The following is a 25,915-nucleotide window of genomic DNA, read 5'->3' on the forward strand; positions in this document are numbered from 1 at the left end:
CCACCACAGGACCCGGCGCGTTCCGCTGTGGAACGCGCCGGGTTCCCCCGTGCCCCCACCTGCCATCGGAGGTCGCCAGCCGTGCCCAGCCGTGCCCCCTCCCGGGCCCTTCCGGCGCCCGCGCCGCCGGCCGCCGCCCCCCGTGGGGCGACCACCGCCGCGTACGCGCTGGTGCGCGCCACCGTGCTCACCCGGGCCGCGCAGTCCGCGCCCTCCGCCCTCGTCCGGGACCTGCTGGCCCGGCTCACCGCCGCGGAGGCAGCGGCCGACGCCCTCCGGGCCGCACTCTGCGACGACCTCTACGCCAGCCGGGGCGGCCACGACGAGGACTTCCACCGCCGGGTCGTCCTGCCGCTGCGCCGGGACCTGCACAACGGCCGCCCGCCGCGGGCCGCGCAGCTCGGCCGGCTCGGGGACCTGCCCGCCAGGGTGCCCCGGCTCGCCGAGTGGCTGGAGCTGCGGGAGCGCCGCGCCCGGCTGCTGAGCGGCCTCGCGGGCGCCCTGCCGCCGGCGGTCGAGGCCGAGCGGGCCGCGCTGGCCGCGGTCTGCCGGGAGCCCGCGTTCCGGCGAGCCGTCGCGCTGGGCAGCGGCGACCTGCTGCGCGCGGTGCTCCACGCCTCGGCGCCGGGCGCCGGGCGGCCGGCCAGGGCCCGCAAGGAGGAGGCCACCGTCCTGCGCCACGCACTGCGGGCGACCGCCAAGACCAGCCCGCTGTCCTGGTTCACCGCCGTCGGCTGGGCCGCGGACGGGCCGCAGGCCCCGGACGGACAGCGCTCCCCGGACGGGCCGTACTACCCCGACGGGCCGCAGCCGGCCGACGGAGCGCAGCCGGCCGACGGGCCGCGGACCGGCGCGGCCGGGCCCGCGCCGCACGCCGTCGTCCGGGTCAACCGGGCCCTGGTCGGCGCGCTGGTCCAGGCCCTGCTCGACGAACCCCGGCGCGCCCGCGGCCTGCCGCACCGGATGACCAGCGCCGCCCGGACCGGGGCCGGCCGCGCCCACTACCAGCGCACCCGGCTGGTGTTCGTCGGCGGCCGCTACCTGACCGCGCAGGAGGACGAGGTGGAACTCGGCGCCCGGCCGCAGCTCGCGCTGCTCGCCTCCCTCACCGAGACCCCCGACCCGCCGGACCGGCTCGCCGCACGGCTCGCCGAGGCCCTCGGCCGCCCCGGCGGCGACCCGGCGGTCGGGCGCTTCGTCGGCCAACTCCTGGACGCGGGGCTGCTGGTGCCCACCGAACCGGTCGACCCGCAGTGCCCCGACCCGCTGGAACGGCTCGCCGACTGGCTCGGCTCCTGGCCCGGGGACGCAGCGCTGGCCCGCGCCCTGCGGAAGCTCGCCGACGACACCGCGGCCTACGCGACCGCGCCCGCCGAACGCCGCCCGGGGGCGCTCGCCGCCCTGGCCGCCGACTGGCGCCGGGTGCTCGCCGACGCCGGCCGGCCCCTCCCGGAGGACACCCTGCCGGTCAACGTGCTCAGCGAGGACGTCCACGAAGCCGTCCCGCCGCAGCCCCGGCCGAGCGCGGCCGACCGTGCCGCGCTCGCCGAACTCACCCCGCTGGCCGAGCTGTTCGACCACGGCCACGTGACCAGGCTGGCCTCCCGCGACCGCTTCGTCGCCCGCTACGGCACCGGCGGCGTGTGCACCACGCCGTGGGAGTTCGGCGCCGAGATCGGCGACGCCTGGGCGGACGTCCCGGTCCCGGCGGACCTCGCCGCGCTGCGCGCGGAGTTCACCGGCCTGCCCGAACGGGACGGCGAGGTCGTCCTGCCCGCCGACCGGGTGCGCGCGCTGGCCGGCCGGCTGCCCGCCTGGACGGCGGCCCGGCCGCTCAGCTACTCCTGGTTCGTCCAGCGGGAGCCTTCCGAGGGCCTGTTGTGCGTCAATCACGTCTACTGCGGCTGGGGCCGCTTCACCAGCCGCTTCCTCGACAGCACCACGCCACGGGCCGCGGCCGAGGTCGCCCGGCAGATCCGCGACGGGCTGGGCGACGGCGCCCGGGCCGCCCAGGTCCGGCCGGTGGGCGGCTTCAACGCCAACCTCCACCCACTGCTGCTGGACGAGGAGATCGGGCCCGACCGCCGGTGGTCCGCGCTCGCCGAGGCCGACCTCGACCTGGTGCACGACCCCGCCGACGACCACCTCCGGTTCCGGCTGCGCTCCACCGGCGAGTACCTGGACGTCCTCTACCTGGGTTTCCTCTCCCCCATCGTGCTCCCGCAGCGGCTGGCCCCCCTGCTCGCGGACCACCCGAACGGCGTCGTCGTCCTGCAGTCGCTGCTGCCCCGCACGGCGCTGCCCGCGCCCGGTGGCACGGTCACCCGCACACCGCGGCTCCGGTACCGGCACGTCGTCCTCGCCCGCCGCCGCTGGCACCTGCCGGCCGGGGTCCTCGACGCCCTGCGGGCCGACCTCGCCGCCGGCCCCGCCTCCTGCCCGGAGGACGCCCCCGACGGCGTCCCGGTCGCCGCCGTCGCCCGCTGGCGCGCCCGCCTGGGACTGCCCGAGCAGCTCTTCCTCCACCCCGTGACGCGGCCCGACGACAACGACGCCCAGGCCCTCGACACCTTCCTCGACCGGCTCCGGGCGCCCAAGCCCCAGCCCGTCGACCTCGGCAACCCGCTCCACCTCCGGCACCTGGACCGGTGGCTGGCCCGCCACCCGCACGGCGTCCTGCTGGAGGAGGCCCTGCCCCTGATCGGTGGGCAGGACGAGCCGACCCGGGCGGTCGAACTCGTCGCGGAGACCTACCGCCCGGCCCGGCCCGCCGCCGCGCCGCCCACCCCGCCCGCCCCGCCTGCGCACCGCCGGTTCGGTGCCGAGGAGCCGCAAGATGACCGAGCCCATGAGTGAGCCCGCGCGCGGGCCCGCAGCCGAACCCGTCCGCGCGGGCGCCGCCGAGTCCCCGACCGGCTCCGTGGACGGCTCCGCGGACGGACCGGCACCCGCGACCGCGACCGCGACCGCCCACGACGTGTTCCTGTACTACTACCACCCCACCAAGGCGCCCGCCCTGCGCGAGGCCGTCCTGCCGCTGGCCGGGCTGGCGACGGAGCGCGGACTGCGCGCCCACGTCGAGCGGCACTGGCGGTTCGGGCCGCACCTGCGGCTGCGGCTGGAGGGACCGGCCGAGCGGGTGGCCGCCGTCGCCCGGGAGTGCGCCGAGGCACTGCGGAGCTGGGTCGCCGCACACCCCTCGGTCGCCGACCGCACCGGGGAGCAGCTGCTCGCCGAGGCCGCCGTCGCCGGACGGGCCGAACTGATCGCGCCGCCGTACGGCCCGCTGGTCCCGGACAACACCGTCCGGACCGCGCCCGCCGACCCGGCCGCGAAGGCCGATCTGCAGGCCCTGCTCGGGGCCGAACCGGCGGAGCTGCGCGACGAGCTGATGCGGGCCGGACTGCCCGCGGTCCGCTCGGCCTGCGCGTTCCTCGGCGACCACGGCGACACGGCGGAGGCGCGGGTCCAACTGGTGGTCACGGCGCTGGCCGCGCACGCGAGCACCCATCCGGACGGACTGGCCGGCGGCCACTACTCCTTCCTCTCCCACCTGGAGGACTTCCTCGTCCACGAGGACCCCGACGGACGCCTGCGCGCCGCCTTCGACCGGCACTGGGAGCGCGGCGGCCCCGCGGTGACGGAGCTGGTCCGCCGCGTCGCCGCCGGGGACACCCGGGGCTGGGAGCGGGACTGGGCGCACTGGTCCGCCACCGCCTGGCACCGGTCCGAGCGGCTGCTCGCGGCCGGGGCCGACCTGTCGAGCCGCGGCGAGGAGTACCGGGCCCGCGCCGCCGCGCTCGGCGACCGCGCCGTCACCGAGCGCTGGGACTTCGAACTGCGCACCCGTTACAGCGAGTTCCACCGGATGACGGCCCGCGCCGACCCGGACGGCACGGTGTTCGGCCGCACCGACTACCTGATCTACCGGACCGGCACCAACGCCCTGTACCGGCTCTTCGCGATCTGCGACGTCCGGCCGCTGGAGCGCTACCTGGCCGCGCACCTCGTCGTGCGCGCCGTGCCCGCGGTCACCGGACACCGGTGGCAGGACCACCTCGGTCCGGCCGCGGCCGCGGCCGGGACCGAAGGGGCGGCATGACCACCGAACGGGCCGTTGAACGGGCCGCCGAACCGGCAGCCGAGCCGACCGTCGAACCGATCGCCGGACGGCCGCGGTTGCGCCCCGGCGTGGCGGTCACCCCGCTGCGGGAGGGGCTGCACCTGCGCGGCCGGGGCACCAGCCTCACCCTGGAGGGCAGCCGCGCGCTGCCGGCGCTCTGGGAGGTCCTGTCCGCACGGCTCGCCGGTGGGCCCGCCACCGGGACGGAGCCGGGCCGGCCGGGAGCGGAGGCGGAGCCGCCCGGACCGGGAACCGACGCGCCGGCACCCGCGGCGGGCCCGCCGGCGCCCGCGGCCGCGCACCCGAAGCTGGAGGCGGCGCTGACCACCGTCACCGCCCGGCTGCGCGAGCACGACCTGCTGGTCGACCATCCCGTCGGCACCGAACCGCCGCCCTGGCCGGGCTCGGTGGCCGACCGCCCCGGGGACGCGGTGGCCGCCCTCGCCGCCGCGCGTCCGGTGGTCTCCTCGGCCGACCCGGACGGCGCGACGGCCCGCGCGGTGGCCCGCGCCCTCGCGCGGGGCGGGACGGAGCCGACGGTCGTCGCCGACGCCTCGCTGCCCGCCGGACAGGTGCTGGCCGTCGCGGGCGAACCGCCGGTGGCCGTCGGTCTGCGGTGCGGCACGGACGGCGGCTTCGTGACCGCGCCCGCCGACCCGGAACGCACCCGCACCGACCTCGCCGCGCTCACCGAGCGCCTGCGCCCCGGCTCCCGCCCGGGCGACGGCTCCGGCGCGAGCGGCGGTCCGACTCCGAGGACGCTTCCGCTGCTGCTCGCCGCCGCGGCCGCCCAGCGGCTGCTGTGCGCCGTCGCCGGGCTGCCCGACCCGGGAGACCCGGCGGACGACCCCCGGCTGCTCGCCGGCCGCCCCGCCGTCCTCGTCGCCGAGGCCCGCCCGCCCCGCGCCGAGCACCGCCCGTGGGCGGCGGGCCCCGGGCCCGCCGCCGCACCCCCCGAGGACCTCGAAACGGCGCTGAACCGGATCGCCGTACTCGGCGACCCGCGGCTCGGCGTGCTCGACGCGCCCTCCCCCGGCGACCTCCCACAGCTCCCCGTCGCCCTGGTGAGCTGCCGGATCCCGGACGGGCTCCTGGTGGCCGGGGCCGTCCGGACCGACCTCGCCCGGCTGGCCGGCGCCGTCCGGGCCGTCGAACTCCACCTGGCGGCCGTCGATCCGCGATGCGCGGGCACGGACTCCGCGGCCCCGGGCACCACCGCCCAGGTCACGGCCGGTGCCGGTCCCGGCCACGCCCTCGGCCGGGCCCTGCGGCGCGCCGCCCTCGCCCTCCCCGCCGCCTCCGCCGACGGCGCGCCGCCCGGGGTGCTGTGGCGCGAGCATCCGCAGGCCCGGCACTGGACGGCGGCGCTGTCCCGGCGCCTCGGCCGCGGCGCCGCCCTCACGGTCCGCCGCCTCGCCGGTACCGCCTTCCTCGCCACCGTGGAGGGGAGCCGCGCCGTCGAGGCCACCGCCGCCGACGCGGTCGCCGTGGCCGCCCTGGCCGCCCTCACCCGGCGGGCCGCCGACGACCTCGGCCCGGCCGCCGTCCACCGCACCGCGTTCGACGGCTCCGCCGCACCGCTGGCCGCCGCCGGACGGCAGCTCCCCGACTGGGTGGACGAGGGCTGGACCGGCCGCTGGCTCGCCGGCCTGGCCGACCGGGAGGCGGGCCTCCAGCACGCGCTGACCGGGCTGACCGGGCTGCGCACCGCCCCCTGGCGGCCCGGCACCGCCGCCGCCCGGCCGCTGGCCCGGGCCCTGGCGGGCTGCGGGTTCACCGTCCTCGTGACCCTGGGAGACCACCGGTGACCGCCCTCGAACCGCCCGTCCTCGAACCGCCCGCCCTCGCCACCGCGCCGTCGGGCCCCGCATCGGCCGAGCCCGCGCCGCCCGACCCCGCAATGGCCGACCCCGCAACGGCCGACCCCGAACCGCCCCTCCCCGAACTGCCCGTCCTCGGCCCCGAACAGGCCCTGGCGACCACCGCCGGCACCGCCGTCGTCCACCTCACCGACTGGAGCCTCGGCCTCGCCGAACAACTCGGCCGGCACGCCCTGGCGCACCCCGTCCGGCTGGTGCCGGTGCGCGAGGACGGCGCGCTGACCGTCGTCGGACCCGTCCTCCACCCCGGGGCGCCCGCCTGCCTGAGCTGCACCGAGTTCCAGCGGCTCGCCACCGCCGGCGGCCGGGTGCCCTGGCAGAGCCCGACCCTGGCCCTCGCCGGCACCGGCACCCCGGCCTTCTCCGAGGCGGTCCTCGCCCTGGCCGCCGACCTCGCGGCCGAGGCCACCGAAGCAGCCGAAGCGCCCGAAGCGGCCGGCGCCACCCGAGCGACCGGCCCCGCGGCCACCCCGACCCACGCCACCGTCCACGTGGTCCACGGCGACCGCGCCACCTGGTCCACCCACCGGGTCCGCCCGGTCGGCGGCTGCCCCGTCTGCCACCCGCTCCCCGCCGACACCCCGGAAGCCTCCCGCCTGCCCACCGGACCCCGCCCGCTGCCCGACCCCGCAACGCTGCGCGGCCCCAACGACCGCTCCACCGCCGAACGGCTGCGCGCCGAACTGCACGACGAGCGCTTCGGCCCGGTCCGCCGCCTCTACCGCACCGAGGACTCCGCCTTCGCCCTGACCACCGCCCTGGTCACCGACGGCCGGGTCGGGGACGACGGCGGCTACGGACGCTCGACGGACTTCCGCTCCAGCGAACGCGTGGCGCTCTTCGAGAGCGTGGAACGGCTCGCGGGCATGCGTCCGCTCGGCCGCCGCACCGACCTGCGCGCCTCCTGCGCCGCCCTGGTCGCCGCGCGCGGACCCGGGGCCGTCCTCGACCCGGTCCGGCTCGGGCTGCCCGACCCCGGCCACCACCCCTCCCGGACCACCGTCCCCTACACCCCGGAGCTGGAACTCGACTGGGTGCACGGCTGGTCCCTCACCCACCGGCGTCCGGTCGCCGTCCCCGAGCACCTCGCCTACTGGGACCCGCCGGGCCGCGACCGCCCCCGGGTGGCGCACGAGTCGTCCAACGGCTGCGGCCTCGGCAACAGCCCGGAGGAGGCCGCGCTGTACGGCCTGTTCGAGATCGCCGAACGCGACGCCTTCCTGATGGCCTGGTACGCGCGCACCCCGCTGCCCGCCGTCACCGTCCCCCTGGACGACCCGGAGACGGCCGGACTCGCCGACCGGGCGGCCCTGCTCGGCTACCGCCTGACCCTGCTCGACGCCACCAACGACCTGGGCGTCCCGTCCGTCCTCGCGCTCTGCCGCTACCGGGGCACGCACCCCGGGGCGCCGCGGGTCTTCCTGGCCGCCGGGGCCCACCACGACCCGCGGACGGCGATCCGCTCCGCCGTCGCCGAGGTGGTCACCAACGTGCAGGACGCGCCGCGCCGCCCGGCCACCGACGGCGGCGCCCGCGACCCGCAGCGGCTGCGCGCCATGCTGGAGCGGCCCGAGCTGGTGGAGGTGCTGGACGACCACGTCGGCGTCAACACCCTGCCCGAGGCGCAGCCCCGGCTGGACTTCCTGTTCGCGGGCCCGCCCCCGGTGCCGTGGCAGGAGCGCTGGCCCGGCGCGCCCGAGCCGGTGGGCGACCTGACGGCGCTGCTGGAGCGGACGGTCCGGCACCTCGCCGCGGAGGGGCTGGAGGTCGTGGTGGTCCGCCAGGACGAGCCCGGCGTGCGCGAACGGCTCGGGCTGTACTGCGTCAAGGTGATCGTGCCCGGGTCGCTCCCGATGACCTTCGGCGAGGCCAACCGGCGCACCCACGGCCTGCCCCGCCTGCTGGAGGTCCCGTACCGGCTGGGCCGCACCCCGCGCCCGCTGCGCCACGACGAACTGCCGCTGCACCCGCACCCGTTCCCCTGACCCGCCGCCCCGGTCCGGGCCCGCTCCGGGCCGGCCCGATCCCCCGACCGTTCCCCCTGCCGTCCGGGAAGGACGCGATGACGACCCCACAGCTGCCGAACGCCCCCTGGCAGAGCCTGCACCTGGCCCTGCCGCTGCCCGCCCACGAGACCGACGCCTTCGTCACCGAGGACCTCGCCCCGCTGATGGACCGGCGCGAGGGCGCCGACTGGTTCTTCATCCGCTACGGCGAGGGCGGCCCGCACCTGCGGATCCGCTTCCGGGGAACGGGCGGACAGGCGCACACCCTCACCAAGGAGCTCGGCCGGCTCGCGGCCCGCCGCACCCCGCCGGACGGTCCGTGGACGGCCCGGCACGGGGAGGTCACCGCCGTCCGGTACGAGCCGGAGACCGAGCGCTACGGCGGCCGCGGGCTGCTGCCGGTCGCCGAGGAGCTCTTCGCCCGCTCGACCCGGACCGCCGTCGGGGCCCTGCGCACCCTCGGCCCGGACGGGGCCGCCCGGCTGCCGCTCGCCCTGGACCTGGCGCACACCACGGCCCACGGCCTGGGCATGGACGAGCTGACCGCCGCCCGCTGGCTGCGGCGCCACTCCGCGTCCTGGCGCTGGGTGACGGAGTTCCGGCCGCTCCCCGGGGCCGCCGTGCACAGCCGGGTGAACACGGTGTTCGCCCGGCAGCGGCAGAGCCTGGCCCGGCGCGCCACCGCGCTGCGCACGGCGCTCGACACCGACACGGCCGAGCCCTGGCTCAGCGACTGGTTCGCCTCGGTCATGGAGGCCGCCGGCCGGATGCGGTTCGAGGCGCCGGAGGCGTCCGAGGAACGGCTGCTCTGGGTGTGGGCCTCCCAGCTGCACATGCTGTTCAACCGGCTGGGCGTCGGCCCGGACGAGGAGCGGGCGGTCTGCCGGCTCGCCGGCCGGACGCTCCTGGAGACGGACCCGCCGTTCGACTTCTTCCCCGAGGGGGCGGACGCCCCGGACCGTCAGTACCTGGAGCGCAGCAAGTTCCAGATCGGGCGCCCCGAGGACACCGCGCTGCCGGAGGTGCCGCCCCTGGAGGTGCCGCGGCCCTCGCCGGTGGACGTCCCGCTGCCCGCCGACCCGCTGCCCGCCGTCCCCCTCGCCGACGCGCTGCTCGCCCGCCGCTCCGTACGGGGCCGGCTGACCGGTCCGCTCACCGCGGGCGAGGTGGGCGGTCTGCTCTGGTCCGCCTGCGCGCCCAACCGCCCCACCGGCGACCGGCCCTACCCCAGCGCGGGCGGCATGCGCGCGGTGCGGGTGCGGCTGCTCGCCCTCGCCGTCGACGGCCTGCCCGCCGGCACCTACCACTGCGTCCCGGAGCTGCGCTGTCTGCGCCCGATCGGCCCGGCGCCCGAGCCCGAGCAGCTCAAGGCGCTGTCCTACTACCTCTCCCGCCCGGCCTCGGACCCCCAGTCGCTGATCGCCGACGAGGCGCCGGCCGTCCTCGCGATCCACCTCGACCTCGCCCGGCTGCGGCAGCGCTACGGCCTGCGCGCGCTGCGCCTGGGCCTCGTCGAGACCGGGCACCTCGCCCAGAACCTTCTCCTGACCGCCACCGCGTTCGGCCTCGGCACCACGCCGCTGGGCGGTCTCTTCGACGACCTCGCCCACGAACTCCTGGCCCTGGACGACCTCGACGAGCCGATCCAGTACCTCCTCCCGCTGGGCCGCCCGGCCACGCCCTGAACCCCGGCCGGGACCGACCCGGACCCGCCGTCAGCCGGGCGGACCGGCCGGACCACCGGACCGCGGGGCGGTCAGGTGCTCCAGGAGGCCCGTGAGGTGGAGGGCCCGCTCCATCACGCCCGGACGGTTGTCCAGGTGGAGCGCCGCACCGGCCTCGCCGGCACGGCGGTGGATCACGATCAGCGCGGACAGGCCCGAGGAGTCGATCCAGGTCAGCCCGGCGAAGTCCAGCCGCACCCCGCCCGACGGCGCCACACCGCGGGCGAGGCGGCCGGTGACGGCGTCGAGGAGTTCGCCGCTGGTGTCGTAGTCCAGCTCCCCGGCCACGTGCACGGTGAGCGCGCCCGGCGTGTCGTCGACCGTGACGGTGAGCCCGGAGGGCGGCGGGCCGGTCACCCGCGGGGGCCCGGGACGGAGCGGGCGTCCAGCGCCGCCGTGCCCTGCCCGAGCAGGGCGAGCGCGCGGGGGAAGTCGTACAGCTGCTCGGCGAGGACGTCCAGACAGGTGCTCAGGGAGCGTCCGGGCACGCCGCGGGCGGCGAGGACGTCCGCGGTCCAGAGCAGGAACCCGGTGAAGAGCTCCCGGTCGTCGACGTAGAGGGCGGTGGTCAGGAAGTCGACGATGTGGGCGACGTCCTCGGCGGTGCGCTCCCGCTGCTCCTCGCTGTACCCGCCCACCCCGGGGGCGCGGCCCTCCAGACCGGTCAGGGTCTGCTTGACGAGCTGCCCGCGCGCCTGGGTGACCATGGAGTACTCCTGGTCGGCCAGGTGCGGGAGGTCGTCCACGACCTGGCGGATGGCCGCGGGCGAGGGCCGCGTCAGACCGGCCTCCAGCGCGTCGGCCGCCTCCCGGGCGTCCGCCGCCCAGCGGTCCGCTCCCAGCGCCCGGGCGTAGCGGCCGCCGGGGCCGAAGGCACCGCCGCCCGCCATGACGGGAACCCCGATGGCCTGGCACGCGGTGATGGCGGTGTGGGCGGCCGGCAGGTGGACGGGGATCGAGACGGACAGCAGGACGGCGTCCGGGTCGGTGCGGTGCAGGTGGGCGATGAGGTGGGAGGTGGGTGTCCGGGCCCCGAGGAAGTCGACCCGCCAGCCGCGCAGGCGCAGCGTCTCGGCGACCAGGCGGGCCGGCAGGGCGTGCCACTCGCCGTCCACACAGCTCACGGTGACCCGGCCCCGGGAACCGGCCGGCGCGCGCGGGGGGTGCGGCTCGTGGTGGGCGATGGCGGCCATGGCGCGTTCGTTGATCGCGGTGACGGCGTGTTCCTGGGCGACGGTGAGGCGGCCCGCCGCCCACTCCGCGCCGACCCTGAGCTGCACCGGCGCGATCACGTCGAGCAGCAGTGTCTCCTCGTCGATCCCGGCGTCCAGCGCGGTGCGCAGCAGGTCGACGGCGCCGTACTCGTCACCGCCGACCGCGGCCGCCCACAGTCCGGCCAGCACGTCGGCGGCGTTCACCCGCCGTTCCTTCCGGCCGGCCGGCCGCCGTGCGGGGCGAGCGTCCTCGGGGCGCTGATGGCGACGGTGGCCATGTCGTCGTGGCGGCCGGTGCCCAGCCACTGCGCAGCGACCATCTGCACGCGTTCCACCACCGCCTCCGCCGGGATGCCCGCGCACTCGCCGAGCACCTTGCGGAGGCGGCGTTCGCCGAACAGCTCGTCACCCATCGGTCCGCCGCGGGCCTCGGTGATCCCGTCGGTGTAGAGCAGGCAGGTGTCGCCCGGCTCCAGGACGGTCTCCGCCGTCCGGGTGCGCACCACGGGCAGCGCGCCGACCAGGGTTCCGCGCGTGGGCACCTCCTCCACCCGGCCGTCGGCGCGCACGACAAGCGGCGGCGGGTGTCCGGCGGAGGTCAGCCGCAGGGCGGTCCGGCCGCCGCGGGAGTCCACCGAGGCCAGCACGAGGGTGGCGAAACGGCCGTGGTGGGAACCGAGCAGCGCGCCGTTGAGGAGTTCGACGACGCGGTGGTGGTCGTCCGCCAGGGGCAGCAGGGCGTGCAGGGTGTTGCGGATCTTCCCGGTCAGCACCGCGGCCTCCAGGCCCTTCCCCGCGACGTCCCCGAGGACGACCAGGGTCTCGCGGTCGGGGTCGGCACCCGGGTGGACGTCGTAGAAGTCGCCGCCGATGCGCTCGTGGTCCTTCGCCGTGCGGTAGCCGCCCGCGTAGTCCACGCCGTGCACCCGGTGGAGCACCGGCGGGAGCAGCTCGCGCATCAGGGTCGCCGTGACGGTCGCCTGTTCCGTGTAGAGGCGGGCGGCCGACAGGGCGGCGCCGGCCCGGGCGGCGAACAGCCTGGCGAAGACCTCCTCGCCCTCGGAGAACGCCTGCTCAGTGCTCGAACGCAGGAGGATGAGCGCGCCCGCCGGCACCCCGTGCCCGGGCAGCGGGGTGACGATGACCGAGCCGACCGCGCCCTCGAACCCGTCGGGGACCACCCAGTCCGGCAGGCTCGCGGCATCGATCCACCGCGCCGGCACCGGCGGGAAGCCCTTCAGCGCCTCGCTCAGCCCCGGGACGCCACCCGGGTCGATCGGCCGGGCGGTCCGCAGCACCGGGCCGCCCCGCAGGGCGTGGGTCAGCGGGTGGTTGCGGCCCTGCGCGGGGGCGACCAGGACCGCCGCCTCGGACAGGTGCGCGGCGGCCATGCCGGCGGCCAGCTCCATGCACCGGGGCACGTTGAGGGTCGAGAGCAGGGTCGAGGAGACCTCCGCCAGGACGCCGGTCCGCTCCCGCGCGTCGCGCAGCGCCGCCTCGGCCAGCCGCCGGTCGGTGTCGTCGACGAGCCACCACACCACGGTTCCGCCGGCCGTGAGCGTCGGGTGGGCCTCGACGAGCCGGTCCCCGACCCTCCCGGAGAACGGCCCCGCCGGCGCGCCGCCGGTCGGTGCGCCGCCCGATGCGTCCACCACCCGCCGGTGCGCCTCGGCCAGCCACCCGGGCAGGCCGCCGTCCGTACCGCCGGCCAGGACCGCCAGGGCGGCCCGGTTTCCGCGCACGGGCGTGCCGTGCCGGTCCACGATCAGGACGGGCTGGGGGGATGCCTCCCAGGTCTCGCCGACCGCGACGTCGGCACCGGAGGGTAGAGCGGGGCGGGTGGGGGAACCGGGAGCAACGAACACGGGCAGGGGCACGCCGCAGTGCGCGCCCCACCACCTTCCTGCGCTAGGAAAAAAGATGCCGTCCGCAACCGTCCCGCATCCGTCCGGGGGATGCAAGCCGCCCGGGAGCGTCCACGAACCGGCCTCACGTCCGGTACACAGAACCTACCCGAACGCGGGCCGACGGGGCTCACGGGCGGTGTCCGGCCACCGCGGACCGGTGGGCGCACGGGCCCGCGGGACGGGCCGGTGCCGCCCCGGTGCGGTACCGCCCCCGGGCGGCTCACCCGCCGGGGCGCAGGGCGTCGGCCGCCCCGTCCACGGTGCCGTAGGTGGGCAGGAGGCCGTCGATGCCGGTGATGGCGAGCAGCCGGCCGACCTCGGCGGTGGTCCCCACCAGCGCCACGGAGGTGCCGAGCCTCCGGGTCCGTCCGAGCACCGAGAGGAGTTCGGCCACGCCGATCGAGTCGCAGAACCGCAGCCGCGCCAGGTCGAGGACGAGCGGGAGTTCCCCGGGGGTCCGTTCGACGGTGCGGCGCAGCCGCGGCGCGGTGTGGTAGTCGAGTTCGCCGGCAAGCGCGATGACGGTCACCCCGCCGGGGTGGGCGCGGACCTCGATGGTCAGGGTGTAGTCGGGCACCTGTGCTCCGTGCGGTGGTCGGGGTCGGCTGGCCGGTCAGTGGAGGTGGGCGACGAGCAGGGCCACGTCGTCGGTCCGGGACTTGGCGAAGGCGGAGAGCAGCAGGTCGCCGACGGCGTCCGGGCCCGGCGGGACGGCGGCCACGGTGTCCCGGAGTTCCTCCAGTCCGCTGTCGAGGTCCTCGCCGGGCACCTCGACGAGGCCGTCGGTGACGAGCAGCAGCATGCTGCCCGGCGGGGTCGCGTGGGAGACCGCCGCCGGCTGGGGCATGTCCAGCCCGAGCAGGATGCCGTGCTCGGTGAGGTAGCGGGTGGTCCCGTCGGGCAGTCTGAGCAGGGGTGGCAGGTGGCCCGCGTTGGCGACGTGGATCCGCCGGCGGTCCGGGTCGATCAGGACGAGGCAGACGGTGGCGGTCGTGCCCGGCCGGAGCTGGACGAGGAGGGCGTCCAGGCGGCGCAGCAGGGTCCGCGGGTCGTGCCCCTCGATGGCGTAGGCCCGCAGCGCGTGGCGCAGCTCACCCATCGCCATGGCGGCCTCCAGGGAGTGGCCTGCGACGTCGCCGATGGCGATCAGGAGGCCGGCGGGGGTCTCGATGGCCTCGTAGAAGTCGCCGCCGATCTCGCTGCGGGCGGAGGCCGGCTCGTAGCGCACCGCGAGGTCGACGCCGGGGACGGCGGGCAGCCGGGCGGGCAGGAAGCTGCGCTGCAGGGTGAGCGCCAGGGCGTGTTCCTCGGCCTGACTGCGCATGGCCTCCAGGGCGAGGGCGGCGGCCTGGGTGAGCTGGGAGAGCAGCCGGCGTTCGTCCAGTCCGGCGCCGGCCCGGGCGTCGACGGCGAGGGCCACCAGCGGGCGGCCCGGCTTGGTCCGGGCGACGAAGAGCCCGACCTCCCCGGCGGGCGGCGGCTCGTCGGGGAGGCCGTTGCCGGTGAGCGCGTCCTGCCACTCGGCGGCGGTCAGGACGGTGGAGCCGGTGCCGCCGGCGTCGCCGAGGGTGTGGTGGGCGACGGCGTCGAGCAGGGCGGGCGGGGCCTCCAGGAGCCGTACGGAACGGTCCGGGTCCGGTGTGCGGGCCCCGGTGGGCGGCTCCGGCCGGCAGTGCGCGAGGTGGAGCGCGTCCTGTTGCGGCCCCTGGACGATCACGGTGGCGCGGGCCGCGCCGAGGTCGATCGCGCCGAGTGCGGCGGCGGTGACGAGGGCGTCCGCGTCGGGGGCTCCGTAGAGGGCGAGGGTGCTGCGGTGCAGCGCGGCGACCCGGGCGGCGAGCCGCTCGGCCCGTCTGCGCGCCCGCGTGTAGCGCAGGACGGCGGTGACGGTGGCCTGGAGCTCGGCCGGGTCGATCGGCTCGGTGAGGTAGGCGTCCGCGCCCCGGTGCAGCCCCTGGGTGCGGTCGCTGGCCAGGATCGCGGTGGCCGAGATGTGGATGACCGGCATCGCCTCGGTCCGCGGCCGGTCCTTGATCCGCTCGCACACCTCGAATCCGGTCATGTCGGGCAGCTGGACGTCGACGACCGCGAGTTCGGGCAGCGTGTCGGCCGGTGTGCGGTCCAGCAGGGCCAGCGCCTCGGTGCCGTCGCGGGCCTCGACGACGGTGTGCCCGGCCCGCCGGAGCCAGCTGCCGACGATGTAGCGGGTGGTGTCGTTGTCGTCGAGGACCAGGACGGCGGCGGGGGCGGCGTCGGAGGTGGTACTGGTCACGATCCGTCCTCGTGGGGGGTGGGTCGGCGGGGCGGGGGCACGGCCCGCTCGGCGGACAGTGCCGCGGCGAGCCGGCCGCTGGTGAGGGTCGGTTTGTGGAGCACCGCGCGGGCGTGCCCGAGCCGGGTGCGGTCGGTGCTGTCCAGGCTCTCGGAGGTGACGACGACGACGGGGATGTGCCGCAGCGCCGGGTCGGCCCGCAGCCGGGCCAGGACCTCGTAGCCGTCGACCTCGTCCATGTGCAGGTCGAGGACGATCCCGTCGGGCCGGGCCTGCCGGACGGCGGCGAGCGCGTCGCGGCCGTCGGCGACCTCGACGACCTCGTCGGCGATCCGGTGCAGCAGCGGCTTGAGGACGGCCCGGAAGGCGGGGTCGTCGTCGACCGTGACGAGCACGGGCAGCCGGGCGGGGGCCACCGGGCCGGCGGGCGCCGGGTGGAGGGGGAGGCACACCGTGATGACGGTGCCGCGCCCCGGCTCGCTCTCCAGGCGCAGCGTGCCGCCCAGGAGTTCGGTCAGGCGCCTGGCGTAGGGCAGCCCCAGGCCGGTGCCGGAGCGGCCCCGCTGGTGCGGGCCCTTGACCTGGTAGAACTCCTCGAAGACGTGTTCCTGCTGGTCGGCCGGGATGCCGACGCCGGTGTCGGTGACGGTCAGGACGAGCCGTCCGGGCTCCTCGGCGCCCGGGGGCCGTGCCACGTCGGTGTCCAGGCGGACGGATCCCGTCGCGGTGAACTTGAGGGCGTTGGAGAGGAGGTTGCGCAGGATGCGCACGAGCATCGTCTCGTCGCCGAGCACCGGGCCGAGCCCGTCGGGGGGCGTGATGGTCAGCGTGACACCGGGGGCCGCCAGGCCGCGCAGGGTGTCCTCCAGGTGGACGAGCACCGCCCTCAGGTCCAGTGGGGCCAGGGCGGGTTCGAGGTTGCCGGCCTCCGCCTTCGCGACGTCCAGCAGTTCGTCGACGAGGGCGAGCAGGGTGCGGCCGGAGTCGGCGATCAGCGAGAGCTGGTGCCCGCGCACCTCGGACGGCGCGTCGGCGTCGGCGAGGAGCAGCTCGGCGAGGCCGACGACCGCGTTGACCGGCGTGCGGAGTTCGTGGCTGACGTTGGCCCAGAACCGGGTCTTCGCCTCGCTGGCCTCCCGGAGCTGGCGCGACTTCTCGTCCAGTTCGGCGTAGAGGGCGACGACGCCGCGGTTGGTCTCCTCCAGCTCCTCGGACAGCTGCGAGTACAGGGCGAGGACTCCGCGGTTGGTCTCCTCCAGTTCGTCGTTCAGACGCCGCAGGTCCTCGCCCTGGGCCCGGGTCTGCTCCAGTGCGGCGATCAGGTCCCGGGTCTGGGCGTGCGCGTCCTCCAGGGCGGTCGATCCGCTGTGGGCCGCCAGCACCCGGGCCGCCTTCGTGCTCCGCTCGGCGAGTTCGACGGGCGGTGCCGTCGGCCGCTGCTCGATCCGCACCCGGCCGCTCCGGCCGACCGTGCGGTGGGAGGTGGGCAGCAGGCGGGCGGAGGCGTCCAGTGCCGCGGCGGCGGGGCCCGGCCCGTCCCGCCAGCTCAGGGTGACGTGCAGGACGGGCTCCGGGCCCGGCCGCAGGTCGAAGTCCGCGGTGAGCCGGTCGGCGCCGACCAGGTCACGGCTGAGTTCGCTCAGGGCGGTGGCCAGCCGGACGGCGTCCTGGCCGTCGGAGCCCAGGGTCTCCGCGACCGCCTTGCCGCTGCGCCGCAGGGCGAAGGTGTCCTGCGTGGTGGCTATCGTGACCGTGCCCAGCCGGATCGTCGCGTCGCCCGTCGGCACGACGTCCGCCGGCGGGTCGTCCACCGGTACGTCGTCCCTCGGCACGTCGCCGCTCGGAGTGCTCACCACAGGCCCTTCGCCACGAGTACCCCGGCGTCGTCCCGGCGCACCCCGGCCTCGCGCAGCAGCAGCGCGGCGGCCGTGGCCGGCGGGTGGGACAGGAGCCCGGGGACGGCCGCCGCCTGCCAGCGGTCGGTCAGGCCGTCCGAGTGCACGACGACCGCGCTGCGCGGCGCGAGGTCGTGGCCGACGGTGTGCAGCGCTGGCAGCTGGTGACCGACGATGCCCGGGGCGGACGGCAGGGCCCGCCGGGTGCCGGCGTCGGCGTCCACGACGAAGGCGCTCACGTTGCCCACGCCGCAGAAGGCCAGCCGGCGGGCGGCCGGCTCGACGAGGGCGACGGCGACGGCGCCGCCGCGGCCGGACCGCAGGGCCCGGTGGATGTCGGCCAGGACGGCCTCCGGGGTGTGCGCGGAGCTGGCGTGGAAGGCCGCGACGGCGTCCGCCGCGGCTCTGAACGCCAGCGGCCCGTGCCCGAGCCCGTCGCAGAACATCAGCAGGAGGGCGTCGTCGACCGGCGGGGAGGGGAGCGGGGCGAGCGCGTCCGGCCGCGGGCTCCGGCTGGTCAGGGTCGCCCAGTCCAGGCCCGGGGGCCGGCTCGACACCCGCCTCGGGCTCTCCTGCGGGGTACGGGCGGCGGGCCCGACGGCACGGGCCGCCCAGGCGTCGCCGCACAGGTCCTGACCGCTCATCGGCCGGGTGATGCCCGCCGCGGCCGGCTCCCCCGCGGCGGCGGCCAGCCGGCCGCCGGGGGTGCGGTTCCAGAAGCGCGCGGTCAGGACGGTCCCCCGCCCGGCGGCCGAGTGGACGTCGAACGCGTCGGCCAGCCTGACGATCGCGCCGAGACCGATGCCCAGGGTGCCCCCGGAGGAGTAGCCGTCGGCCAGCGCGCCGGCGATGTCGGACATCCCCGGCCCGCTGTCCACCGTCACGAACTCCAGAGCCGCCTCGGACTCGGTGCGCACCACGCGCAGCAGCATCGCGCCGTCCACGGCGTGGCGGCGCAGGTTGGTCGCCGCCTCGCTCACCGCGAGGCAGACCTCGGCGATCCGTTCGGGCCGCAGCCCGATGCGGTGCGACAGCTCGCCCGCCGCGCTGCGGGCCGCGGCGGGGAGGGATTCGGCGTGCCGGAACCAGAGCGCGTCCTCGCACTCGAAGAGGGGGATGCTCACCGTGCCCACTTCGTCACCGAGACCTTCGTGCCGACGCCCGGTTCGCTGTCGAGGTCGAAGTCGTCCACCAGCCGGCGGGCACCGCTCAGGCCCAGGCCGAGGCCGCCGCCCGAGGTCCAGCCGTCGGTCAGGGCCAGGCCGAGGTCGGGTATGCCCGGTCCGCGGTCCTCGAAGACCGCCCGGACGCCGAGCCGCCCCTCGCGCCGGGCCACGGTGCAGACCATCACCCCTCCCCCGCCGTAGACGAGGGTGTTGCGGGCCAGTTCGCTGGCGGCGGTGACGAGCTTCGTCTGGTCGACGAGCGAGAGCCCGCACTGCTGGGCGGCGGTCCGGACGGTCTGCCGGGCCCGGACGACGTCGTCGGTCGACACGATCGGGACCGTGAACTCCTCCCCCGCCGCGGGGCCGGTCATGGACGGCCCGCACGCGCGGTGCGGTCGCGTTCGAGGAGGGCGAGGCCCTTCTCCAGGGTCAGCGCGGTGCGCACGCCGCCCAGCGAGAGCCCGAGCTCGACCAGGGTGATCGCGACCGCCGGCCGCATGCCCACCACCACGGTCTCCGCGTCCAGCATCCGTGAGATGGCGGCGGTGTTGGCCAGCATCCGTCCCACGAAGGAGTCGACGATCTCCAGGGCGGTGATGTCGATGACGACCCCGCCGGCACCGGTGGCCACGATGCGCTCGGCGAGGTCGTCCTGGAGGTCGAGGACCGTCTGGTCCTCCAGGTCGATCTGGATGGAGACCAGCAGGACCTGGCCGAGCTTCAGCACGGGGACGCGCTCGGTCACTTCTCGCCGCCGAACGCGGGCTGCCGGACGCCGCCCAGCTGAAGGACATGCCGCAGCGCGTCGGCCAGGGTCGCCTTGGTGACGATGTCGCCGAACTGGACGCCGAGCGCGACGAGGGTCTGGGCGATCTGCGGGCGGATGCCGGAGATGGTGCACTCCGCGCCCATCAGACGGGCCGCGACCACCGTCTTCAGCAGGTGCTGGGCCACCTCGGTGTCCACCGCGGGCACGCCCGTGATGTCGATGATCGCGTACTCCGAGCCCGAGTCGACCAGGCTCTGCAGCAGCTTCTCCATCACGACCTGGGTGCGGGCCGAGTCGAGGGTGCCGACCAGCGGCACCGCGACCACGCCCTCCCACAGCTTGACCACCGGTGTCGACAGCTCCAGGAGCTGCTCCGCCTGCGCGCTGATGATCTCCTCACGGGTGCGGGCGTAGGCCTCGATCGTGTAGAGGCCCAGGGCGTCGAGCAGCCGCGCCAGCTGGAGGTAGGCCGTGATGTCCTCGGCGGAGCTGTCCGCGGTCGGCGCCAGCACGTCCTTGCAGGCGAACACGCTCGTGGCGGTCTCGCTCGGGCTCAGGCCGTGCCGCGCCCGGGTGCGGGACAGCTCGACGAGCAGCGCCCGCACCTCGGAGTACCCCTCGCCCTCCCAGTCCAGGCCGCTCTGCTCCAGGGCCTGCGCCAGCGCCCGGGAGAGCTCCGTCAGCTCGCGCGCCACCTCGGCGCGGCTGATCCGGCCCCGCAGGGCCGCGGCGACCGTCTCGACCCACTGGCCCTGCACCGCGTCGTCCCGGGTGAGCAGCTCCACGAGCCGCTCGGACGAACCCTTCACCGCCATCAGGCGTTCTCCTTGATCATGAGCATGTCCGACTTCTCTGCCCGGCATCCCTGGGGCGCCGGGCTGCGACCGCCCGCGCGGGGGCCCGTCGACCGGACCCCCGCGCGGGCGGACCGCGGTCACCAGCGGTACCAGCGACCACGCCCGCCGGACGCGTTGGTGCCGCGGGCGACGAATCCGATCAACCAGAAGGCGAGCACCAGCACTGCGGCCCACCACAGCACCTTGACCGCGAAACCCGCGCCGAACAGCAGCAGCGCGAGCAACAGGACGAGCACCAGGCCGAGCATGCGTCTCTCCTTCTCCAGAGGTCACTTCGTACGAGCGGCCTGCGATTGCCCCGAACGGCGGAGAGTATGCACAGGGATCGGAATTCGTTCGCCCACGGCTCGCGCACGGCGGACCGGCGCCCGGGCCGGGAGGCCGGACAGGCGGCCCGGGAGGCCGGGCCCGGGGCGATTCGCACCGGTTTGCCCGCTCCTGCCCGGGGCATCCGCGAGCCGGATCCGCATCAGCAGGAGGAGGCTGTCCGATGTCCGTGGGAAGACTCGTCCACAAGCCCGTCGGCATGCTCGTGGGAGCGCTCGGCGGTGTGCTCGCCGGACAGGCGTTCAAACAGGTGTGGAAGCTCGTGGGACGTGAGGAGGACGCACCGAGCGCGACCGACGAGGAACGGGGCTGGCGGGAGGTCCTGGCCGCCGCCGCCCTGCAGGGCGCGGTGTTCGCGCTGGTCAAGGCCGCCGTGGACCGGTCGGGGGCGGTCGCCGTGCGACGGGTGACCGGCCACTGGCCGGGCGGCGGTCACTGACCGCTCCCGCGGTGCCCGCCGGGGCCCGGCGCCGCGGAACCACGTGGCCGCGGGGCCCCGGCGCCTACAGCTCGCGCATCTCGCGCCGGGTCAGCGCGTAGCCGAAGGCGGCCAGCAGGCAGAGTCCGGTCGCCGCGAACACGGCCCGGCTCCCGAACGCCTGAACCGCCGCGCCGGCCGCGACGACCGAGAGCGGGAAGACCCCGAGCGCGCAGAAGGTGACGGCGGCCATCACCCGGGCCAGCAGGGCGGGCGGTGTGCTCCGCTGGACGCCGGTGACGACGAGGACGTTGGTCACGGTGGCGGCGGCGCCGGCCAGGAAGAGCAGCGGGACGGCGCCGGCCAGACCCGTGAACGGGGTCAGGCCGATCGCCGCGCCCATCACGAGTCCGGAGAGCATCGCCGTCCGGCCCCGGGAACCGGCCTCGGTGAGACCGGCCGCGAACAGGCCGCCGACCAGCGCGCCGCCGGTGAACGCGGCCAGCAGCACGCCCAGGCCGACGGCGCCGGCGGCGAGGTCGTCGGTGGCCAGGGCCGGCAGGGCGACCCGGGTGGCGCCGCCCACCGTCAGGTTCGCGACCACCGTCACCGTCAGCACCGCGCGCAGCAGCGGTGACTCCCGCAGCAGGGCGCCGAGGTTCCGTGGCACGGAGGCCCGTTCGGAGATCGGCCGGGGCGGGGCGGTGACGTCGGCACGCCCGATCAGCAGCAGTGTCACGGCCGACACGGCGAAGGTCGCCGCGTCCAGACCCAGGGCGGCGGCGGGGTCCAGCCAGGCGACCAGCGGGCCCGCCACGGCCGGGCCGAGCAGCCCGGCGCCGAAGGTGACCGTGCTGTTCAGCGCGTTGCCGGCGTGCAGGTCCCCGGCGGGCAGCAGGGTCGGGGTGATCGCCCAGGCGGCCGGCAGGAACACCCCCGCGCCGACGCCCACCAGCAGGGCGAGAGCGCCGATCAGCCGGAAGTCCGCCGCCCCGCCGGCCGCGGCCGCGCACAGCCCGACGGTGGCGAGCAGCCGGCCGAGGTCGGCCGCCAGCATCACCCGCCGGGCGCCGAACCGGTCGGCGAGGATCCCGCCGAGCGGGGTGGCTGCCAGCCGCCCCGCGCCGTAGGCGGCGACCACCAGGCCCAGCCGGCGGGGGCCTCCGCCGAGGGCCTGGACCAGCATCGGCAGGGCGACCACCTGGAACGCGTTGCCGAACTCCGAGGTGCCCTGCCCGATCACCAGCAGCCGGTAGCCGCGCGAGCGCAGCGGCGCGAGGCCGATCCGGGGGCGGAAGCGCGCCCGCCCCGCAGCGCCGGCCACCCGGGTCCCGCCCGCGTGCTCGCCCCCCGGGTGCTTGCCTCCCCCGCCGGTCCTGCCGTCCTCCGCGCTACCGGCCATCGAGCGTGACCGGCAGTGACTCCAGGCCGCGCAGCATGATCGTGTTGCGCCAGGGCAGGGTCTCCTCCGCGGCGGCCAGTTCGATCCGCGTGAAGCGCTCCAGCAGGCCGGTCAGCGCGACCTCGCTCTCCAGCTTGCCGAGGAAGGACCCCAGGCAGCGGTGAAGTCCCTGTCCGAAGGCCAGGTGCCCCGGGTCGCCCCGGTCGAGGATCAGCCGGTCGGGGTCGGTGAAGCGGGCCGGGTCCCGGTTGGCGGCGCCGAGCGAGAGCAGCACCAGTTCGTCCGCCGGGATCTCCACGTCGTCGACCATCACGTCGGCGTTGGTGAACCGGAGGGTGGCCATGCTCACCGGGGACTCGTAGCGCAGGAACTCGTCGACCGCGACCGGCATCGCCGCCGGGTTGGCGCGCAGCCAGGCGAGCTGGTCGGGGTGGTGGAGCAGCGCGAGGACCGCGGTGCCGAGCAGGTTGACGGTGGTCTCGTGGCCGCCGATCAGCAGCAGGAAGACCATCGAGAACACCTCCTCCTCGGTGAGTTCGCCGGCGTCGCGGGCCCGCACCAGGTCGGTCAGGACGTCCGCGCGCGGCTCGGAGCGCCGGGCCTTCATCAGCTCCCGCAGGTAGTCGTTCAGTTCGGCGGTGGCCTGGCCGAAGGTCAGGTCGCCGCCCTGCGTGAGGATCGCGGTCGACCAGGTGCGGAAGGCCTGCATGTCCTCCGGGGGGAAGCCCAGCAGCTCGCAGATGACCATGATCGGCAGCGGGAAGGCGAAGTCCGTCACGAGGTCGGCGGTCTCCCGGCCGCGCAGCCCGTCCAGCAGGTCCCCCGCGATCCGCTCGACCAGCGGCCGCATCCCGTCGACCCGGCGGCGGGTGAAGACGCCCTGGATCTGGCGGCGCAGCCGGGTGTGGTCCGGCGGGTCGCTGTTGAGCATGTGGACGACCTCGGAGCCCAGCGTCAGGGCGGAGCCCCGTCCGCTCGCGATGGCCTGGCTGCGGCGGACGTCCTGCCCGAAGCGCGGGTCCGTCAGCGCGGCCCGGACGTCCTCGTGGCGCGTCACCAGGTAGACCGGCAGGCCCTCGCCGAACTCCACGACGGAGACCGCGCCGGCCTCCCGGATCCGGGCGAGCGTGGGGTAGGGGTCGCGGATGAAGGCGGACATCCGCGCGGCGGCGTCGTCGACCGCGCTGGTCATGGATCTCTCCTCGGACTCGGACTCGGACTCGGGAACTCGCGGACTCGCGGACTCGCGGACTCGGGAACTCGCGGACTCGGCGGCGGAACTCGAAGACGGAAGCGAAGACGGAAGCGGAGACGGCGGCGGCCGGCGGCGGCCCCGCGCGGCTACACGGTCAGCGACGGGAAGGGCCAGCGCCGCACCCGCATGGGCAGGAACCACGCCCGGCCCGCCTGTTCGGCGATCAGACCGGCCTCGGCGAAGTCCCGGCGGACGGCGTCCGGCAGCAGGTCCGTCCCGACGCCCTCGGCCAGCGCGTCCACCTGCGCCAGGTGCCCCGGCTCGTCGACGGTGAACAGTTCCAGCGTCCCGAACCGGCGGTCGCGCACCTCGACGAAGCCGGGGCCGCGCCGGAACACGCACTTGCTCGGGTAGTACGTGGCGCGCCAGTCGGCCACGACCTCCGGCGGGGCACCGGTGATCCCCTCGGGCGGGTACAGGTGGTGGAAGCGGCGCCGCGCCGCGCACCCGTCCGTGCACTCCGCCCGCCAGAGCACCGCCAGCCCCTGCCCGGTCGCCTCGCGCAGCAGCATCAGTGCCCGGGCGGAGGCCGCCGGGGCGTCCGCACAGAGCCGCACGGGTCCGGTCAGCCGCAGGCAGCGGACCCCGGCGCGGTGCAGCGCGGTGATCTCCGTCTGCGCCGGGCCGGCCAGGACGCGGTGACCGAGCGCGAAGCCGGGCAGGTCCCGGGCGGCGGGGTCGTAGTCGAGCCAGAGCTCGGCCTCCGGGGCGGCCGCGCTCCAGTCGGCGGGGTCGGCCGGTACGGCCGGCCCGGCCGGATCAGCCGGTCGTGACGGCATCGGGCACCTCCTCGGTGCTGGGGCGGACGTCCCCGGCGGGGCCGTGCCGGTGCTGCATCCGCATCAGCACCTGGTTGTCGGACTCGACGGCGACCTGGAGGTAGCCGTCCCCGTCGTGGAACAGCAGGCCGAGCGCGGTGAACCGTTCCAGCACCGGGGCGACCGCCGCGGCGCCGCCGGGGGTCCTGGCGGCCAGCGCGGCGGCCGAGCGGGGCTGGGAGAGCAGCCGGAAGACGGCGAGCTCCACCGGGTCGGTCAGTTCGGTCACCCGCCAGTCGAACCCGGGCCGGGTGTTGACGAGCACGATCCGTCCGCCCTCGTCCCGGTGGGTGAGCCGGCTGTCGGGGAACCGCTCCTGCCAGGTGTCCACCGCCTCGCCCAGCCGCTCCGCGAGCCCGCCGCCGATTCCGCGCGGCGGCGCGGTGAACACGTAGGCCAGTTCGTTGAGTTCGCTCTCCGGCAGGCGGTAGGTCGCGCGGTACTGGAAGGCCGGCCGGGTGATCGCGAAGCCGAGTTCGGGACGGTCGAAGTACGGACTGAACCGCTCGATCGCGATCCGCCCGGCGCCGGTCGGCGGGTCCAGGTGGTGCAGCAGCGGCAGTTGGTCGATCACCGGCTCGTAGTCCTCGGGCCCTTCGCCCGGGAAGCCGTAGAGGTAGTTCCAGGTCACCGAGACCCCGGCGCTCTGCGCGTCGCGCAGCGCGCGGACGTTCTGGCAGCCGGTGACCCCCTTGTCCATGATCCGCAGGACCCGGGTGCTGAGGTTCTCGATGCCTGGCTGCACCTGGGCCGCGCCCGAGTCGCCGAGCAGCTGGAACTGGTGGCGGCGCAGGTTCGCCTTGATCTCGAAGTGCAGCCGCAGGTCGACCGGGAGCTCGGCCAGCGACTTCAGGACGGTGTCGAAGTAGCCCATGTCCAGGATGTTGTCGACCACGTAGACGTCCAGCAGCTGGTGGCGCTCGGCGAGCGCCAGCACCTCCGTGAGGAAGTCCGCCGGCGGCTTGGAGCGGAACTCCATCGAGGAGCCGTTGAGCCCGCAGAAGGTGCAGTGGTGCTTCTCGCCCCACCAGCAGCCCCGGGAGCCCTCGACGACCAGCTTGGGATCGACCCAGCCGGCCGCGACCGAGGCGTCGAGCCGCTCGAAGAAGCCGTCGTAGCGGGGCGCCAGGATCGCCGCCGGAGGCAGCGGGCGGGTGGTCATCGCGTTGGCCGTCGGCGCCCCGGCGCCGTCGCGCCAGCAGAGGCCGGGTACGGCGGAGAGGTCGCCGCCGTCCTGGAGGGCGGCCAGCAGGGCCGGGAAGGCGGCCTCGCCCTCGCCCCGCACCACGTAGTCCAGGAAGGGGAAGTTGCGGTGCAGCGCGGCGCCCTGCGGGCCGTCGCAGTTCGCGCCGCCGAACACCGTGCGCACCTGCGGGCAGCGCTCCTTGAGCAGCCGGGCGGCGGCGAGGCTCGCCGTGTTCTGCTGGAAGGTGGTGGTGAAGCCGACCAGGTCCGGCGGGTCGGCGGCGAGCTCCTCGACCAGGCGGGCGACGAACACGGGGGCGATGGCGCGGGTGGACCGCGTCAGCGCGATCTCCTGCTCGCTCGCGCCGTTGGCCGCCAGGTAGCCGAAGTAGGCCGCGGCACCGCCGTCCCCGCCGTCCGTGCCGTCCCCGGGGTCCCCGCCGTCGTCGCCGTACAGCGCGCCGGCGAAGGCCCAGTCGCCCGCGCCCTGGAAGTAGGACTTCTCGGAGAAGTACTGGTAGTCGTCCACACCGAAGCCCGCGGTCGCGGCCGCCCAGTCCGCGAAGTCCAGGTTGGCGTACCGCACGTCGACCCGGTGGCCGGCCCGTGCGGCGGCGGTGTGCAGGATCCCGAGCGCCAGCGACGGCACGTCGATCGCGCCCCAGGGCATGTGCAGCAGGACGATACGCATGGTGGC

Annotated in this window: 21 protein-coding genes; 6 read left to right on the forward strand and 15 right to left on the reverse strand. The window is 76.6% G+C overall.

Annotated features, from left to right (window positions below):
* The first annotated feature begins 81 nt into the window (after positions 1–81).
* The 5 genes from ACFCX4_RS01465 (at position 82) to ACFCX4_RS01485 (ending at position 9,694) form a co-directional block, all read left to right on the forward strand.
* Positions 82–2,856 carry a lantibiotic dehydratase gene (locus ACFCX4_RS01465; RefSeq protein WP_376137889.1) on the forward strand — a complete coding sequence of 925 codons (2,775 nt, stop codon included), beginning with the start codon at positions 82–84 and terminating at the stop codon, positions 2,854–2,856.
* Entirely contained in the window at positions 2,837–4,102 is a 1,266-nt protein-coding gene (locus ACFCX4_RS01470) for a lantibiotic dehydratase C-terminal domain-containing protein (protein ID WP_376137891.1), read from the forward strand. The genes ACFCX4_RS01465 and ACFCX4_RS01470 overlap by 20 nt, the downstream gene beginning before the upstream one ends.
* The gene (locus ACFCX4_RS01475) at positions 4,099–5,931 is read left to right on the forward strand and encodes a hypothetical protein (protein ID WP_376137893.1); all 1,833 of its coding nucleotides are present in this window, start codon (positions 4,099–4,101) and stop codon (positions 5,929–5,931) included. Before ACFCX4_RS01470 ends, ACFCX4_RS01475 begins: the two co-directional genes overlap by 4 nt.
* The gene (locus tag ACFCX4_RS01480; RefSeq protein ID WP_376137895.1) at positions 5,928–7,988 is read left to right on the forward strand and encodes a TOMM precursor leader peptide-binding protein; all 2,061 of its coding nucleotides are present in this window, start codon (positions 5,928–5,930) and stop codon (positions 7,986–7,988) included. The genes ACFCX4_RS01475 and ACFCX4_RS01480 overlap by 4 nt, the downstream gene beginning before the upstream one ends.
* A gap of 77 nt (positions 7,989–8,065) precedes the next feature.
* Complete coding sequence (locus tag ACFCX4_RS01485) at positions 8,066–9,694, forward strand: thiopeptide-type bacteriocin biosynthesis protein (protein WP_376137897.1); 1,629 nt, start codon at positions 8,066–8,068, stop codon at positions 9,692–9,694.
* A 30-nt stretch (positions 9,695–9,724) separates the two neighbouring features.
* Here the strand turns inward: ACFCX4_RS01485 and ACFCX4_RS01490 are convergent, their stop codons facing one another.
* The 11 genes from ACFCX4_RS01490 to ACFCX4_RS01540 all read right to left on the reverse strand — a co-directional run bounded on the left by ACFCX4_RS01490 (position 9,725) and on the right by ACFCX4_RS01540 (position 20,061).
* Complete coding sequence (locus ACFCX4_RS01490) at positions 9,725–10,090, reverse strand: STAS domain-containing protein (protein ID WP_376137899.1); 366 nt, start codon at positions 10,088–10,090, stop codon at positions 9,725–9,727.
* Positions 10,087–11,151: a B12-binding domain-containing protein gene (locus ACFCX4_RS01495; protein WP_376137901.1), complete on the reverse strand. Its 1,065-nt coding sequence runs from the start codon at positions 11,149–11,151 to the stop codon at positions 10,087–10,089. The genes ACFCX4_RS01490 and ACFCX4_RS01495 overlap by 4 nt, the downstream gene beginning before the upstream one ends.
* Positions 11,148–12,824: a PP2C family protein-serine/threonine phosphatase gene (locus ACFCX4_RS01500; protein WP_376137903.1), complete on the reverse strand. Its 1,677-nt coding sequence runs from the start codon at positions 12,822–12,824 to the stop codon at positions 11,148–11,150. Before ACFCX4_RS01500 ends, ACFCX4_RS01495 begins: the two co-directional genes overlap by 4 nt.
* A gap of 250 nt (positions 12,825–13,074) precedes the next feature.
* Positions 13,075–13,431, reverse strand: a complete 357-nt coding sequence (locus ACFCX4_RS01505; protein WP_376137905.1) for an anti-sigma factor antagonist — start codon at positions 13,429–13,431, stop codon at positions 13,075–13,077.
* 36 nt (positions 13,432–13,467) lie between these two features.
* The gene (locus ACFCX4_RS01510) at positions 13,468–15,129 is read right to left on the reverse strand and encodes a SpoIIE family protein phosphatase (RefSeq protein WP_376137989.1); all 1,662 of its coding nucleotides are present in this window, start codon (positions 15,127–15,129) and stop codon (positions 13,468–13,470) included.
* Positions 15,123–16,979, reverse strand: a complete 1,857-nt coding sequence (locus tag ACFCX4_RS01515; RefSeq protein WP_376137907.1) for a hybrid sensor histidine kinase/response regulator — start codon at positions 16,977–16,979, stop codon at positions 15,123–15,125. The genes ACFCX4_RS01510 and ACFCX4_RS01515 overlap by 7 nt, the downstream gene beginning before the upstream one ends.
* Complete coding sequence (locus ACFCX4_RS01520) at positions 16,976–18,154, reverse strand: ATP-binding SpoIIE family protein phosphatase (RefSeq protein WP_376137909.1); 1,179 nt, start codon at positions 18,152–18,154, stop codon at positions 16,976–16,978. Before ACFCX4_RS01520 ends, ACFCX4_RS01515 begins: the two co-directional genes overlap by 4 nt.
* The gene (locus tag ACFCX4_RS01525) at positions 18,142–18,558 is read right to left on the reverse strand and encodes an anti-sigma regulatory factor (RefSeq protein ID WP_376137911.1); all 417 of its coding nucleotides are present in this window, start codon (positions 18,556–18,558) and stop codon (positions 18,142–18,144) included. Before ACFCX4_RS01525 ends, ACFCX4_RS01520 begins: the two co-directional genes overlap by 13 nt.
* Positions 18,555–18,932 (reverse strand): STAS domain-containing protein, encoded by a 378-nt coding sequence (locus tag ACFCX4_RS01530; RefSeq protein WP_376137913.1) that lies wholly within the window; start codon positions 18,930–18,932, stop codon positions 18,555–18,557. Before ACFCX4_RS01530 ends, ACFCX4_RS01525 begins: the two co-directional genes overlap by 4 nt.
* Complete coding sequence (locus tag ACFCX4_RS01535) at positions 18,929–19,771, reverse strand: STAS domain-containing protein (protein ID WP_376137915.1); 843 nt, start codon at positions 19,769–19,771, stop codon at positions 18,929–18,931. Before ACFCX4_RS01535 ends, ACFCX4_RS01530 begins: the two co-directional genes overlap by 4 nt.
* 119 nt (positions 19,772–19,890) lie before the next feature.
* Positions 19,891–20,061, reverse strand: a complete 171-nt coding sequence (locus ACFCX4_RS01540; protein ID WP_376137917.1) for a hydrophobic protein — start codon at positions 20,059–20,061, stop codon at positions 19,891–19,893.
* A 242-nt stretch (positions 20,062–20,303) separates the two neighbouring features.
* On the opposite strand from ACFCX4_RS01540, the gene ACFCX4_RS01545 reads away from it, so the two are divergent.
* A complete protein-coding gene (locus ACFCX4_RS01545) occupies positions 20,304–20,579 on the forward strand; it encodes a DUF4235 domain-containing protein (protein ID WP_376137919.1) in 276 nt (91 codons plus the stop codon).
* 64 nt (positions 20,580–20,643) lie between these two features.
* Here ACFCX4_RS01545 and ACFCX4_RS01550 read toward each other — a convergent pair whose 3' ends face one another.
* The 4 genes from ACFCX4_RS01550 to ACFCX4_RS01565 form a co-directional block, all read right to left on the reverse strand.
* Positions 20,644–21,960 (reverse strand): MFS transporter, encoded by a 1,317-nt coding sequence (locus ACFCX4_RS01550; RefSeq protein ID WP_376137921.1) that lies wholly within the window; start codon positions 21,958–21,960, stop codon positions 20,644–20,646.
* Complete coding sequence (locus ACFCX4_RS01555; protein ID WP_376137923.1) at positions 21,950–23,152, reverse strand: cytochrome P450; 1,203 nt, start codon at positions 23,150–23,152, stop codon at positions 21,950–21,952. Before ACFCX4_RS01555 ends, ACFCX4_RS01550 begins: the two co-directional genes overlap by 11 nt.
* A gap of 149 nt (positions 23,153–23,301) precedes the next feature.
* Entirely contained in the window at positions 23,302–23,994 is a 693-nt protein-coding gene (locus ACFCX4_RS01560) for a DUF5825 family protein (RefSeq protein WP_376137925.1), read from the reverse strand.
* Positions 23,975–25,909 (reverse strand): RiPP maturation radical SAM C-methyltransferase, encoded by a 1,935-nt coding sequence (locus ACFCX4_RS01565; RefSeq protein ID WP_376137927.1) that lies wholly within the window; start codon positions 25,907–25,909, stop codon positions 23,975–23,977. Before ACFCX4_RS01565 ends, ACFCX4_RS01560 begins: the two co-directional genes overlap by 20 nt.
* Between the last annotated feature and the right edge of the window lie 6 nt (positions 25,910–25,915).

This window comes from Kitasatospora sp. NPDC056327 (assembly GCF_042261735.1).
Lineage (GTDB): Bacteria > Actinomycetota > Actinomycetes > Streptomycetales > Streptomycetaceae > Kitasatospora.